The organism is Bacillus sp. SYZHCR11 (assembly GCF_057196865.1).
Window position 1 is genome coordinate 791407 of the sequence record NZ_JBXUND010000001.1, and the last position, 15650, is coordinate 807056.

Annotated in this window: 22 protein-coding genes; 4 read left to right on the top strand and 18 right to left on the bottom strand. The window is 47.2% G+C overall.

The genetic code is table 11. The features are described 5' to 3' along the window. Window positions 1-79: 79 nt before the first annotated feature. Window positions 80-562 carry an N-acetyltransferase gene (locus tag AC2CGA_RS03445; protein WP_003154449.1) on the top strand — a complete coding sequence of 161 codons (483 nt, stop codon included), beginning with the start codon at window positions 80-82 and terminating at the stop codon, window positions 560-562. 40 nt (window positions 563-602) lie between these two features. On the opposite strand, the gene gerR is transcribed toward AC2CGA_RS03445, so the two are convergent. From gerR to AC2CGA_RS03460, 3 genes are all read right to left on the bottom strand, one after another. Further along, complete coding sequence (gene gerR, locus AC2CGA_RS03450) at window positions 603-1178, bottom strand: sporulation-specific transcriptional regulator GerR (protein ID WP_003154450.1); 576 nt, start codon at window positions 1176-1178, stop codon at window positions 603-605. A 159-nt stretch (window positions 1179-1337) separates the two neighbouring features. After that, window positions 1338-1517, bottom strand: a complete 180-nt coding sequence (rpmF, locus tag AC2CGA_RS03455) for a 50S ribosomal protein L32 (protein WP_003154457.1) — start codon at window positions 1515-1517, stop codon at window positions 1338-1340. A 21-nt stretch (window positions 1518-1538) separates the two neighbouring features. Beyond that, window positions 1539-2057 carry a YceD family protein gene (locus tag AC2CGA_RS03460; protein ID WP_003154459.1) on the bottom strand — a complete coding sequence of 173 codons (519 nt, stop codon included), beginning with the start codon at window positions 2055-2057 and terminating at the stop codon, window positions 1539-1541. A 208-nt stretch (window positions 2058-2265) separates the two neighbouring features. Between AC2CGA_RS03460 and AC2CGA_RS03465 the strand changes: the two genes are divergently transcribed. Further along, entirely contained in the window at window positions 2266-3513 is a 1248-nt protein-coding gene (locus tag AC2CGA_RS03465; RefSeq protein WP_048367230.1) for a nucleotidyltransferase, read from the top strand. Window positions 3514-3531: 18 nt separating this feature from the next. Here the strand turns inward: AC2CGA_RS03465 and AC2CGA_RS03470 are convergent, their stop codons facing one another. Next, window positions 3532-4554 carry a SepM family pheromone-processing serine protease gene (locus AC2CGA_RS03470; RefSeq protein WP_003154464.1) on the bottom strand — a complete coding sequence of 341 codons (1023 nt, stop codon included), beginning with the start codon at window positions 4552-4554 and terminating at the stop codon, window positions 3532-3534. A 5-nt stretch (window positions 4555-4559) separates the two neighbouring features. Then, complete coding sequence (locus AC2CGA_RS03475) at window positions 4560-5339, bottom strand: patatin family protein (protein ID WP_015388274.1); 780 nt, start codon at window positions 5337-5339, stop codon at window positions 4560-4562. A gap of 179 nt (window positions 5340-5518) precedes the next feature. Between AC2CGA_RS03475 and ylbJ the strand changes: the two genes are divergently transcribed. After that, entirely contained in the window at window positions 5519-6745 is a 1227-nt protein-coding gene (gene ylbJ / locus AC2CGA_RS03480; RefSeq protein WP_044053185.1) for a sporulation integral membrane protein YlbJ, read from the top strand. 18 nt (window positions 6746-6763) lie between these two features. On the opposite strand, the gene coaD is transcribed toward ylbJ, so the two are convergent. The 9 genes from coaD to AC2CGA_RS03525 all read right to left on the bottom strand — a co-directional run bounded on the left by coaD (window position 6764) and on the right by AC2CGA_RS03525 (window position 11354). Next, entirely contained in the window at window positions 6764-7246 is a 483-nt protein-coding gene (gene coaD / locus AC2CGA_RS03485) for a pantetheine-phosphate adenylyltransferase (protein ID WP_003154467.1), read from the bottom strand. Window positions 7247-7250: 4 nt separating this feature from the next. Continuing rightward, window positions 7251-7805 (bottom strand): 16S rRNA (guanine(966)-N(2))-methyltransferase RsmD, encoded by a 555-nt coding sequence (gene rsmD, locus AC2CGA_RS03490; protein ID WP_032856757.1) that lies wholly within the window; start codon window positions 7803-7805, stop codon window positions 7251-7253. Beyond that, window positions 7805-8014 (bottom strand): hypothetical protein, encoded by a 210-nt coding sequence (locus AC2CGA_RS03495; protein ID WP_015388275.1) that lies wholly within the window; start codon window positions 8012-8014, stop codon window positions 7805-7807. The genes rsmD and AC2CGA_RS03495 overlap by 1 nt, the downstream gene beginning before the upstream one ends. 90 nt (window positions 8015-8104) lie before the next feature. Further along, entirely contained in the window at window positions 8105-8377 is a 273-nt protein-coding gene (locus AC2CGA_RS03500) for a YlbG family protein (RefSeq protein WP_003154470.1), read from the bottom strand. Window positions 8378-8435: 58 nt separating this feature from the next. Further along, complete coding sequence (ricF, locus tag AC2CGA_RS03505) at window positions 8436-8885, bottom strand: regulatory iron-sulfur-containing complex subunit RicF (RefSeq protein WP_003154472.1); 450 nt, start codon at window positions 8883-8885, stop codon at window positions 8436-8438. Between the two features lie 70 nt (window positions 8886-8955). Continuing rightward, window positions 8956-9195 carry a YlbE-like family protein gene (locus AC2CGA_RS03510; protein WP_003154475.1) on the bottom strand — a complete coding sequence of 80 codons (240 nt, stop codon included), beginning with the start codon at window positions 9193-9195 and terminating at the stop codon, window positions 8956-8958. 15 nt (window positions 9196-9210) lie between these two features. Continuing rightward, entirely contained in the window at window positions 9211-9621 is a 411-nt protein-coding gene (locus AC2CGA_RS03515; RefSeq protein ID WP_014304959.1) for a YlbD family protein, read from the bottom strand. A 164-nt stretch (window positions 9622-9785) separates the two neighbouring features. Further along, window positions 9786-10826 (bottom strand): CAP domain-containing protein, encoded by a 1041-nt coding sequence (locus AC2CGA_RS03520; RefSeq protein ID WP_139885267.1) that lies wholly within the window; start codon window positions 10824-10826, stop codon window positions 9786-9788. Between the two features lie 84 nt (window positions 10827-10910). Further along, window positions 10911-11354 (bottom strand): CBS domain-containing protein, encoded by a 444-nt coding sequence (locus AC2CGA_RS03525; RefSeq protein ID WP_003154478.1) that lies wholly within the window; start codon window positions 11352-11354, stop codon window positions 10911-10913. Window positions 11355-11494: 140 nt separating this feature from the next. On the opposite strand from AC2CGA_RS03525, the gene AC2CGA_RS03530 reads away from it, so the two are divergent. Then, entirely contained in the window at window positions 11495-11854 is a 360-nt protein-coding gene (locus AC2CGA_RS03530) for a YugN family protein (protein ID WP_003154479.1), read from the top strand. A 33-nt stretch (window positions 11855-11887) separates the two neighbouring features. On the opposite strand, the gene ctaG is transcribed toward AC2CGA_RS03530, so the two are convergent. From ctaG to ctaD, 4 genes are read right to left on the bottom strand one after another with little or no spacing between them, the layout of a single operon-like run. After that, window positions 11888-12772, bottom strand: a complete 885-nt coding sequence (ctaG, locus tag AC2CGA_RS03535) for a cytochrome c oxidase assembly factor CtaG (RefSeq protein WP_003154480.1) — start codon at window positions 12770-12772, stop codon at window positions 11888-11890. A gap of 24 nt (window positions 12773-12796) precedes the next feature. Next, window positions 12797-13129, bottom strand: coding sequence for a cytochrome c oxidase subunit IVB (ctaF, locus tag AC2CGA_RS03540; protein ID WP_015388278.1), 333 nt, complete (start codon window positions 13127-13129; stop codon window positions 12797-12799). A 2-nt stretch (window positions 13130-13131) separates the two neighbouring features. Continuing rightward, window positions 13132-13755, bottom strand: coding sequence for a cytochrome c oxidase subunit III (gene ctaE, locus AC2CGA_RS03545; protein WP_003154482.1), 624 nt, complete (start codon window positions 13753-13755; stop codon window positions 13132-13134). Continuing rightward, window positions 13755-15623 (bottom strand): cytochrome c oxidase subunit I, encoded by a 1869-nt coding sequence (gene ctaD, locus AC2CGA_RS03550; protein WP_052585850.1) that lies wholly within the window; start codon window positions 15621-15623, stop codon window positions 13755-13757. Before ctaD ends, ctaE begins: the two co-directional genes overlap by 1 nt. Between the last annotated feature and the right edge of the window lie 27 nt (window positions 15624-15650).

Here is a 15650-nt window from a genome sequence, read left to right on the forward strand (position 1 = left end):
AGACAGGCAAGCATATTATAGTTGGAATTTTCAATTAAAGCGTTTACAATAATGGTAGAACACAACAAAGGGGGAGTTTGTGTTGAAAATAGAGCGCCTGCTCATCAACTATAAGACACTCGAAGAATTTAAAAGGTTTAAGGAATACGGGATGCAGGAGCTGTCGATGCTTGAAGATCTTCAGGATAATATCATTGAAAATGACAGCACCTCGCCTTTTTACGGGATTTACTTCGGGGATAAACTAGTGGCGAGAATGAGTTTATATCAGGTAAACGGAGGCGCGAATCCGTATTTTGATCAGCGTCAGGACTTTTTGGAACTTTGGAAGCTTGAGGTTCTTCCGGGCTATCAAAACAACGGATACGGAAAAGCGCTTGTTGATTTTGCAAAATCCTTCAGAATGCCGATCAGGACAAATTCACGCATGAAATCAGCAGAATTCTGGGATAAGATGAATTTCGAGCCCGTTAAATATGATATGGCGCGTGATAAAGGAGAAAATCCTTACATCTGGCATCCCGATATGGACGGTGAAATGACATCCGGAGAAACGGCATAATAAAAAACCGGCCGGGCCGCCGCCCTCAGGCCGGTTCATTTTACAGGCTCTGCGCCGATTTCCTGTCGTCTTCTTTTGAATTGACCATCCTTCTCGCTCTGTCCATAATGTCAATTAACGCTTTATAATCTTCTTCCGTCATCTCCAGCTTGTTTCTCAAGCTTTCATTTTCCTCACGCAGATCCTCGACTTCTTTTTGCAGCGCGGTCAGCTGTTCTGTGAGTTTTTCTTTTTCATGACGAACATCCGCTGCGGCCGGCGACTCTTTAAATTGCTGAAGAAACAAAATGACATCATCAATGGACAGCTCTTTTTCTCCTTCCGCCCTGCGGATCGGAGGCTGTTTGACGGTTCCCGGCAGATTGGCGGAATGCACCCCGATCTGCTTTCTTAATTCCTTCCGCTGTTTTTTCGCCAGTTCTATCCCTGACTGATATTGTTTTCTGACATAAGAATTCCATCTGAACCCGCAGGCGGCAGCCGTTCTCGTCAGCGCTCTGCCGACTTCTTCAAAAGCGGAAAGCTGGGTCCCGCCTTCCCGAATATGCCTGAGCACCACTTCGGCCAGCAGCAAATCTTCATCTTGCGTCCACGCGTCTTGTCTCGTTATCGTCAATCGTATCTCCCTCCATATTTGCTCATTTACCTCATACATATGCCGCTGATAGATTAGATAGACTACTGGCGCTCACAATTTTTTCGGCGGAAGCAGGCCGGAGGGGCAAAAAAAAAAGAAAAGCGCAGGAACCGAGATTCCCGCGCTTTTCTTCATACATTAATTGCTTTTAACATTTATGTCTTTGCCGTTGTATGATCCGCATGCTTTACATACACGGTGAGACAATTTCATCTCTCCGCATGACGGGCATTCTGTCATACCAGGTACATTTAGTTTGAAATGTGTACGGCGCAATCTTTTTTTCATTTTAGAAGTTCTTCTAAAAGGTACAGCCATTATTCCCACCTCCTTAAAGAGTTAAGATTCATCATCTTGTGTTAAGAGCTTTTTCAGATCCGCAAGTCTGGGGTCGATTTGATTTTTCTTGTCTTCCTCAGAAATCACTTGCCAATCCTTCCCCACTTGGGGAGCGGCTCCTTCTTTTTGTTCAGTTTCACAAAAGACTTGCATAGGAATTTCTAAAAGAATCTCTTCTTTTACGATCGGAGTTAAGTCGACGATATCGTCTTCAGCAATATGAACGTCCTCATCTTCTATATCATCCGACTTATGAAATCTAAACAGTTCTTTTGTCGCGATTGTAAATGGATACGGCACATCAACTAAAGTTCTTGAGCACGGCAAAACCATTTCGCCTGAAATCGTAAAGTCAAACGAAACTTGCTTGGATTCAATCTCCGCGCGGCCCTTCACCCGGACGGGAGAAATGCGGCGGATGTCAGAATTCAATTTTGTCAGCTCATTTAACTCAACTGTTTCATCAAATTCAAAGCTCTTTTTCGCCATTTGATGAAGCTGATAAATCGTCCATTTCATTTGTATCACCTCAGGAAAGCAACAAACATGATTATAGCTTTTCAGAATGTTTTTGTCAATATTTTTTCTTTACAGCATAATGCCGCCGTCATGCAATCGTTGACAGCCGGATAGGCTATGCATACACTAAACGAAACGGACTAAAATATGCACTTCATTTGCAAATGTACCACACGAAGCAAAACATAGCAAGAAAGGCGGGACAAATATGAAAGCAGTCGGCCTGGTTGTTGAATATAATCCCTTTCATAACGGACACCGCTATCATGCGGAACAAGCAAAAATCAAAACGGACAGCAGCGTCGCGGCGGCGGTGATGAGCGGCCCTTTTTTGCAGCGCGGAGAACCGGCCGCCGTCTCAAAGTGGGCCCGGACAAAAATGGCGCTGGAAAACGGCGTGGATATCGTCATTGAGCTCCCTTATATGTATGCCGTACAAAAAGCGGAATTATTCGCGCGCGGCAGCGTTTCGCTTCTTCATCATTTAGGATGCAGCAGCTTGTTTTTCGGCAGCGAAAACGGGCGGATCGAACCCTTTATTGAAGCGTCTGAAGCGTTCAGCCGGAAGGAAGATGACTGCAGCCTGATTCTGAAAGAGGAGCTGAAAAAGGGTCTCAGCTATCCGGCCGCCGCCTCAAAAGCTTTTTCACACATATTCAAAGGGCGGGACATGCTCGATTTGTCCAAGCCGAACAATATTCTCGGTTTTCACTACATTAGAGCGATACACGCCTTCGGTTCCGCTATGAAGCCTTATACGACAGCCAGAATCGCTTCCCAGTATCATGACGCCGAGCTTCCCGGAGATAACAGCCGGATAGCCAGCGCAACAAGCATCCGGAAAGCGCTGATAGAAAAAGGAACGGCGGCCGCAAGGAGCTTTCTCCCGGAAGCGTCTGCGCGTGAGCTGGAGGCATACAGAAATTCATACGGGATATGGCACAGCACCGAAGACTATTTTTCATATGTAAAATACAGCCTCAGCACTCTGTCCGCTGAAGAATTGAGCCGAATCTATGAAGTGGAAGAAGGCCTTGAGCACAGAATTCTGCGCACCATCAGACAAGCCCGATCCTATCGCGAAATGATGGAACGATTGAAAACAAAACGATACACGTGGACGAGGCTGCAGCGGATGAACACGCACATTCTGACACGGACGAAAAAGGAGGACATGCATCGGCTCTTACAGCCTTCAAGCGCTCCTTATATCCGTCTTCTCGGAATGACGAAAAAAGGACAGGCGTACCTGTCGGCAAAGAAAAAAGAGCTTACCGCACCTCTCGTCAGCAAGCTCTCTTCTTTCTCTCATCCCGCTCTGGATCTGGACATACTGGCGGGACGGGTTTACAGCCTGCCGATAAAAGAACCTGAACGCACATTGTTTGAGAAACAGGAATTTTCACAAGCGCCGATCCGCTATGATGAAGACGAACAGCGTTTTTTGAATGCGTAAAAAAAGCACCTGCCTGTATCAGGTGCTTTTTACTTTCAGCTGATCCAAATAGTCAAGTGCGTCCTGCATGGTGTCGACAGGGACGATCTTCATATCGGACTTGATTGCTTTCGCTGTTTTTACCGCATTTTTGTAATCAGAATTTTCAGCTCCGTTTTGATTCGGCGCAAAGAAAATATCTTTTCCCGCTTTGTCTGCGGCGACGACTTTCTGATCGATTCCGCCGATCGGTCCGACCTTGCCGTCCACGTCGATTGTCCCCGTTCCGGCTATATTATAGCCTTTTGTTTCGTCAGGTTTTGTCAGCTGGTTGTAAATTTCTAAAGACATCATGAGACCCGCAGAAGGCCCGCCGATATTTTCAATGCTGAAATGGAGATCCGGCTTCACTTTCACGTTCCGGTCCGTATATAACGCGACGCCGATTCCCGCTCTTTTCGGGTCGTCCGGGAATGATTTCAGCACAATGTCAACGGTCTTTTCTTTCGTGTCCCGTTCAATGTGAAACGTTACTTTTTCCCCCGCTTTTTTGCTGCTGATATAATCAATCAGCTTTTCAGCGGATTCGTATGTTTTCCCGTCCGCGCTGATGATTTTATCACCGACCTCTATTTTTCCTTTTGCCGGCATGTCAGAGACGACTGAGCTGGCGAAAATCCCGTTAAATGAGTATTTCACCTGTTTCCCGGCTTTTTGATAAGCGGCAATGACCGCGTTTTCTTGGGAGCTTTTCATCATTTGCAGCTGGCGCTTCATATAATCCGAGTCCGATTCGCCCTCTTCTTTTATGCTTTCATCAGGGACGATTTCATCGTAAGGATGCACTTTCGCCCAAAGATATGTATACGGATTGGCGGGGCCTACTTTGACAGTCATCAAGGAAAGGCTTCCTTTTTCAGGATAGCCTCCGTCCACCTTAATCAGCGGTCTCAGCTCTGATGCTTCTCCCGGCTGTGTAATGTAATACGGAAGCTTAATAAATGTAACAGCAATTAATAAGATCAGGATGATAAACACCCAGCGAAAATGTTTTGCTTTCATATGAGTTAGCCCTCCCAGTTCTCTATTTCTTGTTTAATCCGGCCGATCATCCGGTCTGCGGCTTCTTCGCCCGCTGTGATCATATGATCAATGTTGGCAAAAGAACTTGAGCTGAATGATTCAAGAGAAGGGCGGATCATGACGTCTGCGGCAATGGTCTGGTGACGGACCAATTCATTTTGCAGTATATCCATACTTTGCATGATTACATCAAAAATATGTGCCGCTTTTTCCGTTTTTTTCACCCGGGATACGTCAGAGGCGATGACGATATCAGCACCCATGTCTTTTACGGCGGACACCGGTATTCTGTCGACCACCGCGCCGTCGACTAACATACGTCCGTTCATTTTTTGCGGGACGAAAACGCCCGGTATGCTGATGCTCGCGCGGACGGCTTCGGATACTGAACCTTTCGTAAAAACGAGTTTTTCGCCGGTCTGAAGGTCGCAGGCCACGATGCCGAGCGGGATCCGCAGTTCTTCTATCGGCTTGCCGTACGTATAGGCATGAACGAGCTGCCTGATGCGGTCTCCTTTTAAAAATCCGAGCCTCGGCATCGTATAATCCGCGTACACCCGCCGCTTAAATGCTTTGGCGACTTTTTTCATCGTAGCCACGTCATGCCCGGCCGCATAAAAGCTTCCGACTAATGCTCCCATGCTGCTGCCGGCAATCATATCAATTGGAATCTGATGCTTATGTAAACTGGATAACACTCCGAGATGAGCGATGCCTCTTGCCCCTCCCGAACCTAACGCTAACCCGATTGTAGGTTTGGCCAACGCGACGAACCCCCTAATAGACATCCTATACATGAATTCTATGGTCTAAATTGAACCCCTATGCTCGTATATTAGTACAGGATGACAAATAGGTACTTGCCCGGCCGCCTTTAAGGTCTGTTCTATATTTTATCATGATATAAATGTCAGTGTGCAATTTTAGCATCGGGGAGGTAAGAATGAATTTGTCTAAGTTTCATACATTTTTGATTTCATTGTTTTTCATTTTTTTGACGGCGACGGTTATTTCACACCCTCAGGCCTCATTCGAAGCCTCCAAAACCGGTCTTTCCATGTGGTGGGAGGTCGTTTTTCCTTCATTGCTTCCGTTTTTTATTCTATCTGAGCTTTTAATCGGATTCGGCATTGTCAAATTTGTCGGCCTTTTACTCGAACCCTTTATGCGTCCCATTTTCAGAGTGCCGGGGGTCGGCGGATTTGTACTGGCTATGGGCATGGCTTCAGGCAATCCGGCCGGCGCGAAGCTGACGGCACGGCTGCGCCAGGATAAACAAATCTCCAGAGTAGAGGCTGAACGCCTCGTCTCTTTTACCAATTCATCCAATCCGTTATTTATATTCGCTGCCGTGGCGGTCGGCTTTTTTCATAACGCGTCTCTCGGCATTCTGCTGGCATCGGCTCACTATCTCGGAAACATCGCCGTCGGCCTCACGATGCGTTCATACGGACGGAAAGAAGAGAGGGCGTATACCGGTAAAAAGACGATCGCTCTTCCTTCTCTGAAGGAAGCATTTCTGGCCCTCCACAAGGCGCGGCTTTCGGAAAAGCGGCCGCTCGGAAAAATTTTGGGCGACGCCGTCACCTCTTCTGTACAAACCTTGCTGATGGTGGGCGGTTTTATTATATTGTTTTCGGTTTTCAGCCGGTTATTATCAATCGTACAAGTCATGGATGTGCTTTCTGTATTTACAAACGCGCTGCTTTCCCTTTTTCATCTTCCGGCAAATCTGGACATCCCTCTTATCAGCGGAATGTTTGAAATTACACTTGGGAGCAAGCTGGTCAGTGAAGCTGATGCCGCCTTGCTGCCGAAAGCCATGATTGTGAGTTTTATTCTCGGGTTCAGCGGCCTTTCCGTACAGGCCCAGGTAGCCGGCATTTTATCGGAAACAGATATCCGCTTTAAACCGTTTTTCGCGGCGCGTATCCTTCAGGGCATTTATGCCGCACTCTTTATTCTCTTACTGTGGAAGCCGCTTTACCTTGCATTGGACGAACCTTACCAGTCCGTATTCCTCCCTTTCCGCGATCAGGACGCGGGATCTGCTGCCGTCAGCGGATGGAATACACTTGTTGAAACCGGACCCGCCATCACGCTGACAGCTCTCGCCGTATACGCATTGATTTATTGTTACAGGCTGTCAGCACGGACAAAAAAAGGATGAGACGCCGATCAGCGCTTCTCATCCTTTAAATTTCTGCTTCAGCGCCTGTTCAACTTCCGGAGGAACAAACTCTGAAACAGGCCCGTTATATTTTGCGACTTCTTTTACGATGCTTGAACTTAAAAAAGAGTACTGATTGTTCGTCATCATAAAAAAAGTTTCTATTGATTCGTCAAGCACGCGGTTGACGGAAGTCCCCTGCATCTCATATTCGAAGTCAGAAACAGCTCTGAGCCCTCTGATAATCGCTTTCGCCCGCTTTTTTTTCGCATAGTCGATTAACAGTCCCTGTGACGTCTCGACCGTAATATTCGGAATGTCTTTTGTCACTTCTCTTAACAGCTCACAGCGTTCCTCGACTGTAAACAGCGGCTGCTTAGAAGAATTATTGAGCACGCATACGTACACATGCTCAAACACGTTTGCCCCCCGTCTGATAATGTCCAGGTGTCCGTAGGTGACGGGATCAAAACTTCCGGGACATACAGCTATACTTGCCACATCATTACCCCCTATTTCGGTATATCGTCACTCCTGTAAGCCCGTAAATTTCCCTTCTTGTTACAGAAAGCGCGCCGACGGCTTCAGGAAGCACAACGGCTTTATCATGCTCGGCTACGACAAAACCGTCTTCATTCAGCATGTTCTGCTCATCAATCATTTCGATAAGCGCTTTCAGCTTTTGTTCCTTATACGGAGGATCTAAGAAAATTCCGTCAAAACCTTTTTCCCGTTTCGCCGCGGCATAGAGGGCCCGCTCTGCATCATTGCGGTATACTTCCGCTGAAGACAGCAGATCGAGCGCTTTGATATTTGCTTTTACCGTTTGGATGGCTTTGAAATCACGATCCACAAAGATACAGCGGTCAAATCCGCGCGACAGCGCTTCAATCCCGAGACCGCCGCTCCCCGCAAACAAATCCAGCCCCGTTCCTCCGTCAAAATACGGGCCGATCATATTAAAAATAGACTCTTTTACTTTATCCGTCGTCGGCCTTGTTGATGTGCCCGGCACCGCCTTTAAGGCTCGTCCTTTTCTTGAACCGGAAATTACTCTCATTATTCACACCACTTTTTCTGAAAACTTTGATGTTTCTCATCGGCTGAGCCGTTATGTATAAAAACAATCCCTATCTTATCATAAAGCATTCTTTCAAACAATGAACGTGAAAAACGTGTATACATATTCACATTCCTGTCAAGACTACGTGTAACAGCATCAATGAATGATGTTGTTGCCAACCGCGGAGAAGACTTACGTTTCCCCATAAGTTCTTCCTCCGGTTTCTCCTCTCCCTTTTCCTTCTCCTTAACTTGTTAAGGAATAGAAGGACCCCGCAGGTATCTGCGGGGATTTTTTTATATACCGACTTTATAATCGTACTCTTTCGCTTTATCAAGCTTTGATTCAAATTCCAGCTTTAAAAAAGGTTTATAAGAAGGCTCTACCTTCTTCACATAAGAATAAGAAGAAATCTTTTCCATTGTTTTTTCGATCAGGTCCATATCGCAATACAGCACAACGTATTTCAGCCGCTTGGAAACATAATGAACGTTGCCGAATTTTCTCAGCATTTTGCTGTGTTTTAAAGAATGCAGATATACGATTATGCCTTGGCGCTTATTTTCCATCATGATCACCCGCCTGACTTTCTGTTCATTTTATGTAAAAGACGAGACGGCCGTCTCGTCAGGAAACTTTGCATCCGCAGCCGCCGCCGGAACCGCAGCCGCCGCCGCAGGATGACAGGCCGTCAAAATAAGGATTCCCCGTCGGCACTTTTACATGCTCCGAGACGGCCGTTCCGAGTTCAATGCTGATCTCATCAAGCAGCGACTGAAGCTCAGTCTCCGCTTTTTTAAATTCGGCCACCTTATCGTTTAAATCGAGCTCCCGCTTCATTTCTCTCATTTTGCGGGAAATCTCTCTATAATCAGGATGGTATTTGCCAAAGCGCTGCACATCCTCATACTGCTCTTTAACGCTCATAAAAGAACGAATGATCCGCCCTGCCTCTTCATCTTCACGGAGACGCTTGTAACAATCGCGGTAATTTTCAGCCGTCTCAGACTGCAGAATCATGCCGGCAAGCTGCTCCGCTTCACTTTGAAGCTTGACGGACTCAATTGTTGCATACATAAATACGCACCTCCAGTTGCTAGTTTACCATGAAACCACCCAATTGGAAAATGCGGCGTTTAAACGCTTTTTAATCCTGCGAACGCATGGCGTGTACCATCTGCATCATCATCTGCGCCATTTGAATCCCGTTTGAGAATTGACTTACCCGATGCGGTATCGTCTTTTCATAAAAATTCATCATGTCAAGCTGAAAGGAATTGAGATCGTCCGGTTTTCTCGCAAGTCTGCGGTACCAGACGGGACGCTGCCGTATAAACCGTTTCCGTTCCTCATCTGCGGATATGAATTCCTGAACCTCTTTTCGCATACACGATCCCCTTCTTTAATCCTTTCTGAATGAAAAAGGATGTTGTCCGGAGCCTTGCCGGGGCTGCTTCGTGCTGCTCCCCGAAAATTGGCTTAAAAGGCTTTGCAATGATGAAATGGACTGGCTCATTTTATTGATCTGCTCATTCATTTGGTTGATATCCATCTTTTTGACGGCAGTGACCATTTTTGAAACGAAATCGTTCTTTTCAGCTGGTTCCTGTTTGGTTTCCGCGTCGGAAGAAGGCTGAACGGCCTCGTCTTTAAAAGGATCCCACATCGAATCATCCTCGCCCAGGAGCACCCAGTTTTCATAGACTTCCTGCCAGCTTCTTTGTTCCTTGCGAACATTTTGGATCAGTTTGGGATGCTTTTTTACGAATTGTTTAAAATCATCGATTGATTGCCGTGATTGCTGATTCGCCACAATTCTCACCCCCTCCGAAAAGTTTTGCCTGCTATAATGTATCGGTTCATGCGCCTTAATGTTCGCCTAAATTGCGAAAAAAAGCAGGTATATTTTTTTCAGCAGGAGCGCCGCTCGCGAAAAAACATAAAAAAACCGCGGGGGACGCGCCCCTCTGCGGTTTTTTACTGCCAAGGCTTAATGAAGTTTTGCGTATAATACTTCCGGTCCACGCCGACACCGAGGTGCGTATAATCCGGGCTTAACAGCGCCTTCCTGTGGCCTTCGCTGTTCAGCCAGCCCTCCACGGCTGCAGGACCGTCCACATAGTTGTAGGCAATATTTTCACCGGCCTCCCGGTATTTCACATCGCCTTTTTCCAAGCGGTCCTTCAGAGTCCCGTATTTCTTTGAGACGTGAGAGAAATACTTGTTATCCTTCATGTCCTTGCTGTGGCCGAATGCCACTTTCGCGGCGCCTTCGTCCCATTTCAGCCTTGCCAGTCCGTGTTTCACACGGATGACATTTGTAATGTCGAGAATCTGCTGTTCACTCGCTCGTTCAATGTCGCTCCATTTTTTATCAGAAACTGGCTCGGGTTCTGTCAGCTTTCCTCTGTACATGACCTCATACGGCCTTTGTTTCACCAGCGTTTCCGCATCAAAAGCCCTGATGCTTGACAGATTCCCGTCAAATTTGTCCATGTACAGCTGAACATACATTCCGCCTATCCTGACAGTGGGACGGGTATTGATATCTTCTTCGGAAAACTCAAACCGATACGTGTTTCCCTTGTCAGTCACATTGACAAAAGGAGAAACCTGCGTCGTTTTAAAAACTTCGCCCGTCGATTCGCCGATCTTAAACGGTTTTGCGTTGATGCCGCTTCCCGAAGCGTATAAAGTCACGGCTTTATCATTCAAAATACCGACTTGTACGTATTGGTCTTTCCCCTGGTTGTACACCCACCACTCGTAATCGTAGGCAGAAGGATCTTTCCGGGACGGTTCCCCAAGTTTCTTTTTCACATCGGCGGCAGATTTCCCCATGAGAGAAAGCAGTCCGGATGACGGCATTTTCAGCCGTTTTCCGCTCTCTTCTTCATTGGAAACCTGAGGCTCCTCCTGATCCGTCTTTTTCTGAGGAGCCGATCCATATTGTATAAACAGAACATACGCTCCGTAAATAAGCAAAAGGATAACGAGAGCCCTTGCGATATTTTTCAACCTCTCACCCCCATATCATCAAACCGTTCTGTTTTTGTGTACTCTTATACAGTACAGCCTATTTGCATCGTCCGTGATTTATGTTTAATGGATAAACCCCTCCGGACCTCCGTCTTCAGAAATGTCAGACAGCGCCCGGCCTGCTTGCTCATTTGATTGCTCGGCCAACGAAAGATCGCCGAGCGTAACAATGCCGACCAGTTTTTTATCCCTTGTGACGGGAATTCTTCTGAGCTGATGTTCAGCCATCAAATGGAGCACCTCCTCCACAGAGGCGTCTTCTTCTGCACTGATAACCCGCTCTGTCATTGCGTCGGTTATTTTTTGAGAGTTCGGCTTTTTTGAAGCAATTCCCCGTAATACGAGATCTCTGTCTGTCACGATCCCGACAAGTGTGGCGCCGTCTTCATCCACTATCGGAATGGCGCCGACATCCGCGTCTTTCATCTTCACCGCAGCTTCATATACATTATCTAATACTGTACAATATTGCAAGTCTGACGTCATGAGCTTATTGATCTTTGTCATTGCGGAATTCCTCCTTTTTTCTGCTACTATTGTCGTCAAATTTTTGTTTTTGCATACTTTCACCGTATGAATCATTGAAAGTGTAACGCTTTCATACTATGATTGTCAGGAAAGGGCATTTTTAAAAGGAGGGGGAAGGTTTGAAGTTTGAAAACAGCGGTCTTGAAGGGGTAACAGCGGAGCTCAGCCGCTTGAACGATCTGATGGAAGGCAAAGGGCTCATTCTGGCTGGACAATGGGATTATGAAAGAGTGACTTACGACAAAAAGTTTTCAGTACCTGAGGGGACATTTTATCTGCGGATTCAAGGAACGGCAAAAGAGGGCGATGTCGGCGGCAGACGGGCCGTGATTCAGCTGAAGGCCCCTCTTTTAGGAAAGCATTATTATCCGCACGGCGTAGAATACGGCAGCGCTGAAGAATTTCCGGAACATGTCGTCGCTGAAAGCAAAGCTTTACTGCTTGAATTGGAAGAGTCATTAAAAACAGTGCAAATGTAATAAAAAAGTACAGCATATTCTGCTGTACTTTTTTTATGAGACGGTATGCTCGATATACGGCGGCTCTGACAGCGTATCTTTTTCCCGTTCCGTTCTGACCCACTGAAAAAAGATGACAGCCAAATATATTCCGTAGACCGCCTCTTGAATGATTTTCATCAGCACTGCCCCAAGCTGCTGATCTTCCAAAGGAGGTAGCGTGTTAAACATCTCCGGCCCGGATAAAGGGATCTCCTCCAGCAAATCTAAAGGAACGCAAAGCTTCATTGCTTCGGCCCAAGCCGCCGGATCTGTATACGTGGCATACATGGGCGCCCCGCTGAACATAATGAGCGCGCAGGCCGGCGTTAACAAAATCCCGTCCGCCATAATATACCCCAGCTTCATTAAACCGCTGAGACGGGGCAGACCGTCCACCTTATGCACAAGCGGCCACCACATAAAAAACGCCGTTACAAAGATGAGTCCGTTCATCAGCGTGTGATACAGCGAATCCGTTTTGACGAAATCAAATATAAACGGGATGTGATACAGCGAAAAAATACCGTTAAACAGCACTAAAGCGATAAGCGGCATTGAAAAAAACGAAAACAGCGGCTTTACGACAGGACGGAAGATCAGTTTTTTCCATGCCCAGCCGGGAATTCCGGAGATCAACAGCGGCGGTACGACTAAAAACAGAACCGCCATCTGCGCCATATGGGCGCTGAACATCACATGGCCCAATAAATCAACCGGACTTCCCGCAGCCGCGTAAAAAAATAGCGCGGAAAGCACAAACAGCACCTTCTCCTTAACGGCCACACGTCCTTTATGCCGGCTGCACCAGTAAAAGTAAACACCTGTTATCACGGCAGTTATACAAAACAGATACGGGCTCCACATTGCGCGAAACCCGAACATTTCCAAATTAATCAAATCTCTCACTCCCCGCCGCCCCGATTACCACCAAATAATCGTGACAAATGCAAGCACGGTGATAAACGCGACAAATATTCCCGAATACAGAAATAATGACGGCGCTTCATGCCCCTTCTGGCTCATATGCATAAAGTAAAACAGCTGAAAGATGACCTGAATGACCGCAAGCAGGATCAGAAACGGCATCGTAAACCATCCGGCAATGCCGTCTGCAGCCACCGTCAAAAACGCGACAAGCGTAAGGCCGATCATCAAGCCGAAGGAGATGACCTGATATTTCATCTCCTCGGCATTTTTCCTTCTCCGATATTCAAGATCCGTACTGACAGTCCCTCTGTTTTTGTTATCGTCCATCGTTATCCCACCATCCCCATCAAATATACAACGGTAAAGATAAAGACCCACACGACATCGATAAAATGCCAATATAAGCTGGCCACATAATATTTCGGCGCATTATAAAGGCTGAGCCCTCTTTTCGCATTCCGGATCATGAGCGCGCTGATCCACAACAGCCCGAACGCCACGTGTGCTCCGTGTGTGCCGACGAGCGTGTAAAACGCTGAGCCGAGCGCAGAGCTTGTAATGGTAAATCCGAACTCGTGAGTGTAATGCATAAATTCATAGATTTCAACCCCTAAAAATCCCGCTCCCAATAATACGGTAACCAGAAGCCACACCTGCATTTTTTTAAAGGAGAAATTTTTCATATGATACATCGCATACACACTCGTTAAGCTGCTCGTCAAAAGAAGCATCGTCGCGATAAACACGATCGGCAGCTCAAACATCTCAGCCGTTGACGGCCCTCCGGCTTTAGATTCCCGTAAAGCAAGGAATGTCGCAAATAGCGAGGCGAACAGAACCGTTTCGCCGCCGAGAAACAGCCAAAATCCCAAAAACTTATTTTTCCCCTCCAGCGTTGCTTTTTCAGGAGAAGCCGGAAAGGTTTCAGCCGTCATTTTTTCCTGCAGCTGCATTACGCCTTCACCCCTTTATCATCATTCGGCAGATCTTCTTTGTGAATATGATAGCCGTAATCATCGACCACAGAGCGAAGCAGCATGGTAAAGAATGTGATGCCGAGCCCTATGAAGATAACCGGAAGCCCCCATGAATAATCGGAGTGGTATAAAAACCCGAACGCTGCCACAAACAGCCCGAAAGATATGACAAACGGCATGATGGAGCCGTTCGGCATATGAATGTCCTCTACAGGCTCTGCAGGCGCCATCCCTTCATTTCCGGCCTGCTTTTCAATCCACAGCGGGTCAAGTCCCCGGACAAACGGAAGCTGTTTAAAATTATATTCCGGCGGCGGCGAAGAGACCGCCCATTCAAGCGTACGACCGTCCAGCCACGGGTCGTTCCCGACGTATTTCCCCTTTATTGAGGTATAAATAATATTGACGACGAGTAAAGCAGCCGCGCCCGCCATGAAAAACGCGCCGATTGAACTGATCAGGTTGCCGGTATCAAGCCCCTGGCCGGGCAGATATGTGTAAACGCGGCGCGGCATTCCCATCAAGCCGAGAAAATGCTGAATGAAGAAGGTAAGATGAAACCCGATAAAAAATAAGACGAACGAAATTTTCCCCATCGTTTCATGAAGCACCTTCCCGAACATTTTCGGCCACCAGAAATGCACGCCCGCCAGGATGCCGAACACAACGCCGCCGATAATGACGTAGTGGAAATGCGCTACGACAAAATACGTATCGTGGAACTGATAATCTGCCGCTGCGGCCGCCAGCATGACACCCGTGACTCCTCCGAGTACGAAAGAAGGAATAAAGGCGACGGCATACAGCATAGGCGTCGTGAATTTGACGTTTCCTCCCCAGATGGTCAAAAGCCAGTTGAAAATTTTAATGCCGGTAGGCACCGCGATCGCCATCGTCGCAACCGCAAATATCGCATTAGCGATCGGTCCGAGTCCCGTTGTAAACATGTGGTGAACCCATACCATGAACCCGAGAAAGCCGATCAGCACGATCGCAAAGACCATAGACGAATAACCGAACAGACGTTTCCTCGCAAATACGGGAATGATTTCTGAAAAAATCCCAAAGGCGGGAAGAATTAAAATGTATACTTCCGGATGCCCGAAAATCCAAAACAGATGCTCCCAGATAATCGTATTGCCGCCCAATTCAGGATTAAAGAAATTCGTTCCGAACAAACGATCCAGCATCATCAGCGCCAAACCGACGGTGAGCGGAGGAAATGCGAATAAAATGAGTGCCGACGCCACAAATGTCGTCCACGTAAACAGCGGCAGTCTCATATACGTTAAACCCGGCGCCCTCATATTTATAATCGTGGCGAGAAAATTGATCCCCGCAATGAGCGTACCTAAGCCTGATATTTGCAGGCCGAGCACGAAAAAGTCTATGCCGTGCCCTTTCGAATTCAGCGCAAGCGACGCGTACGACGTCCAGCCTGCATCAGGAGCGCCCCCTAAAAACCAGCTCAGATTCAAAAAGATGCCTCCGAAGAAAAACAGCCAAAATCCGAGCGCATTCAAAAATGGGAATGATACGTCACGCGCCCCGATCTGCAGCGGCACAACCGCGTTCATCAGCCCGAATAACAGCGGCATTGCCGCCAGGAAGATCATTGTCGTGCCGTGCATCGTCATAATTTCATTAAACTGCTGAGCACCCATAAAATCGTTCCCCGGCCTCAAGAGCTGAATCCTGATAAGCATGGCCTCAAGTCCGCCGACGACGAAGAAAAATCCCCCGGCGATCATATATAAAATCGCGATTTTCTTATGGTCAACCGTCGTCAAATAATCCCAAAGCAAAGAGCTTTTTCTTTGCTGTCCTGTAAGCGTATTCATCATTTGCGACCTCCCCCCTGATATCTCCCT

Coding starts and splice junctions, on each gene's coding strand:
- ricF (WP_003154472.1), bottom strand. CDS start 8,885: ATGTATGCAACAATTGAGTCCGTCAAGCTTCAAAGTGAAGCGGAGCAG.
- AC2CGA_RS03495 (WP_015388275.1), bottom strand. CDS start 8,014: ATGGGGAAACGTAAGTCTTCTCCGCGGTTGGCAACAACATCATTCATT.
- ylbJ (WP_044053185.1), top strand. CDS start 5,519: ATGAATTTGTCTAAGTTTCATACATTTTTGATTTCATTGTTTTTCATT.
- AC2CGA_RS03460 (WP_003154459.1), bottom strand. CDS start 2,057: ATGAAATGGACGATTTATCAGCTTCATCAAATGGCGAAAAAGAGCTTT.
- rpmF (WP_003154457.1), bottom strand. CDS start 1,517: ATGGCTGTACCTTTTAGAAGAACTTCTAAAATGAAAAAAAGATTGCGC.
- AC2CGA_RS03465 (WP_048367230.1), top strand. CDS start 2,266: ATGAAAGCAGTCGGCCTGGTTGTTGAATATAATCCCTTTCATAACGGA.
- AC2CGA_RS03525 (WP_003154478.1), bottom strand. CDS start 11,354: ATGACAAAGATCAATAAGCTCATGACGTCAGACTTGCAATATTGTACA.
- rsmD (WP_032856757.1), bottom strand. CDS start 7,805: ATGAGAGTAATTTCCGGTTCAAGAAAAGGACGAGCCTTAAAGGCGGTG.
- ctaD (WP_052585850.1), bottom strand. CDS start 15,623: ATGATGAATACGCTTACAGGACAGCAAAGAAAAAGCTCTTTGCTTTGG.
- AC2CGA_RS03500 (WP_003154470.1), bottom strand. CDS start 8,377: ATGGAAAATAAGCGCCAAGGCATAATCGTATATCTGCATTCTTTAAAA.
- AC2CGA_RS03470 (WP_003154464.1), bottom strand. CDS start 4,554: ATGAAAGCAAAACATTTTCGCTGGGTGTTTATCATCCTGATCTTATTA.
- ctaF (WP_015388278.1), bottom strand. CDS start 13,129: ATGGACGATAACAAAAACAGAGGGACTGTCAGTACGGATCTTGAATAT.
- AC2CGA_RS03510 (WP_003154475.1), bottom strand. CDS start 9,195: ATGCGAAAAGAGGTTCAGGAATTCATATCCGCAGATGAGGAACGGAAA.
- ctaE (WP_003154482.1), bottom strand. CDS start 13,755: ATGCAGCTGCAGGAAAAAATGACGGCTGAAACCTTTCCGGCTTCTCCT.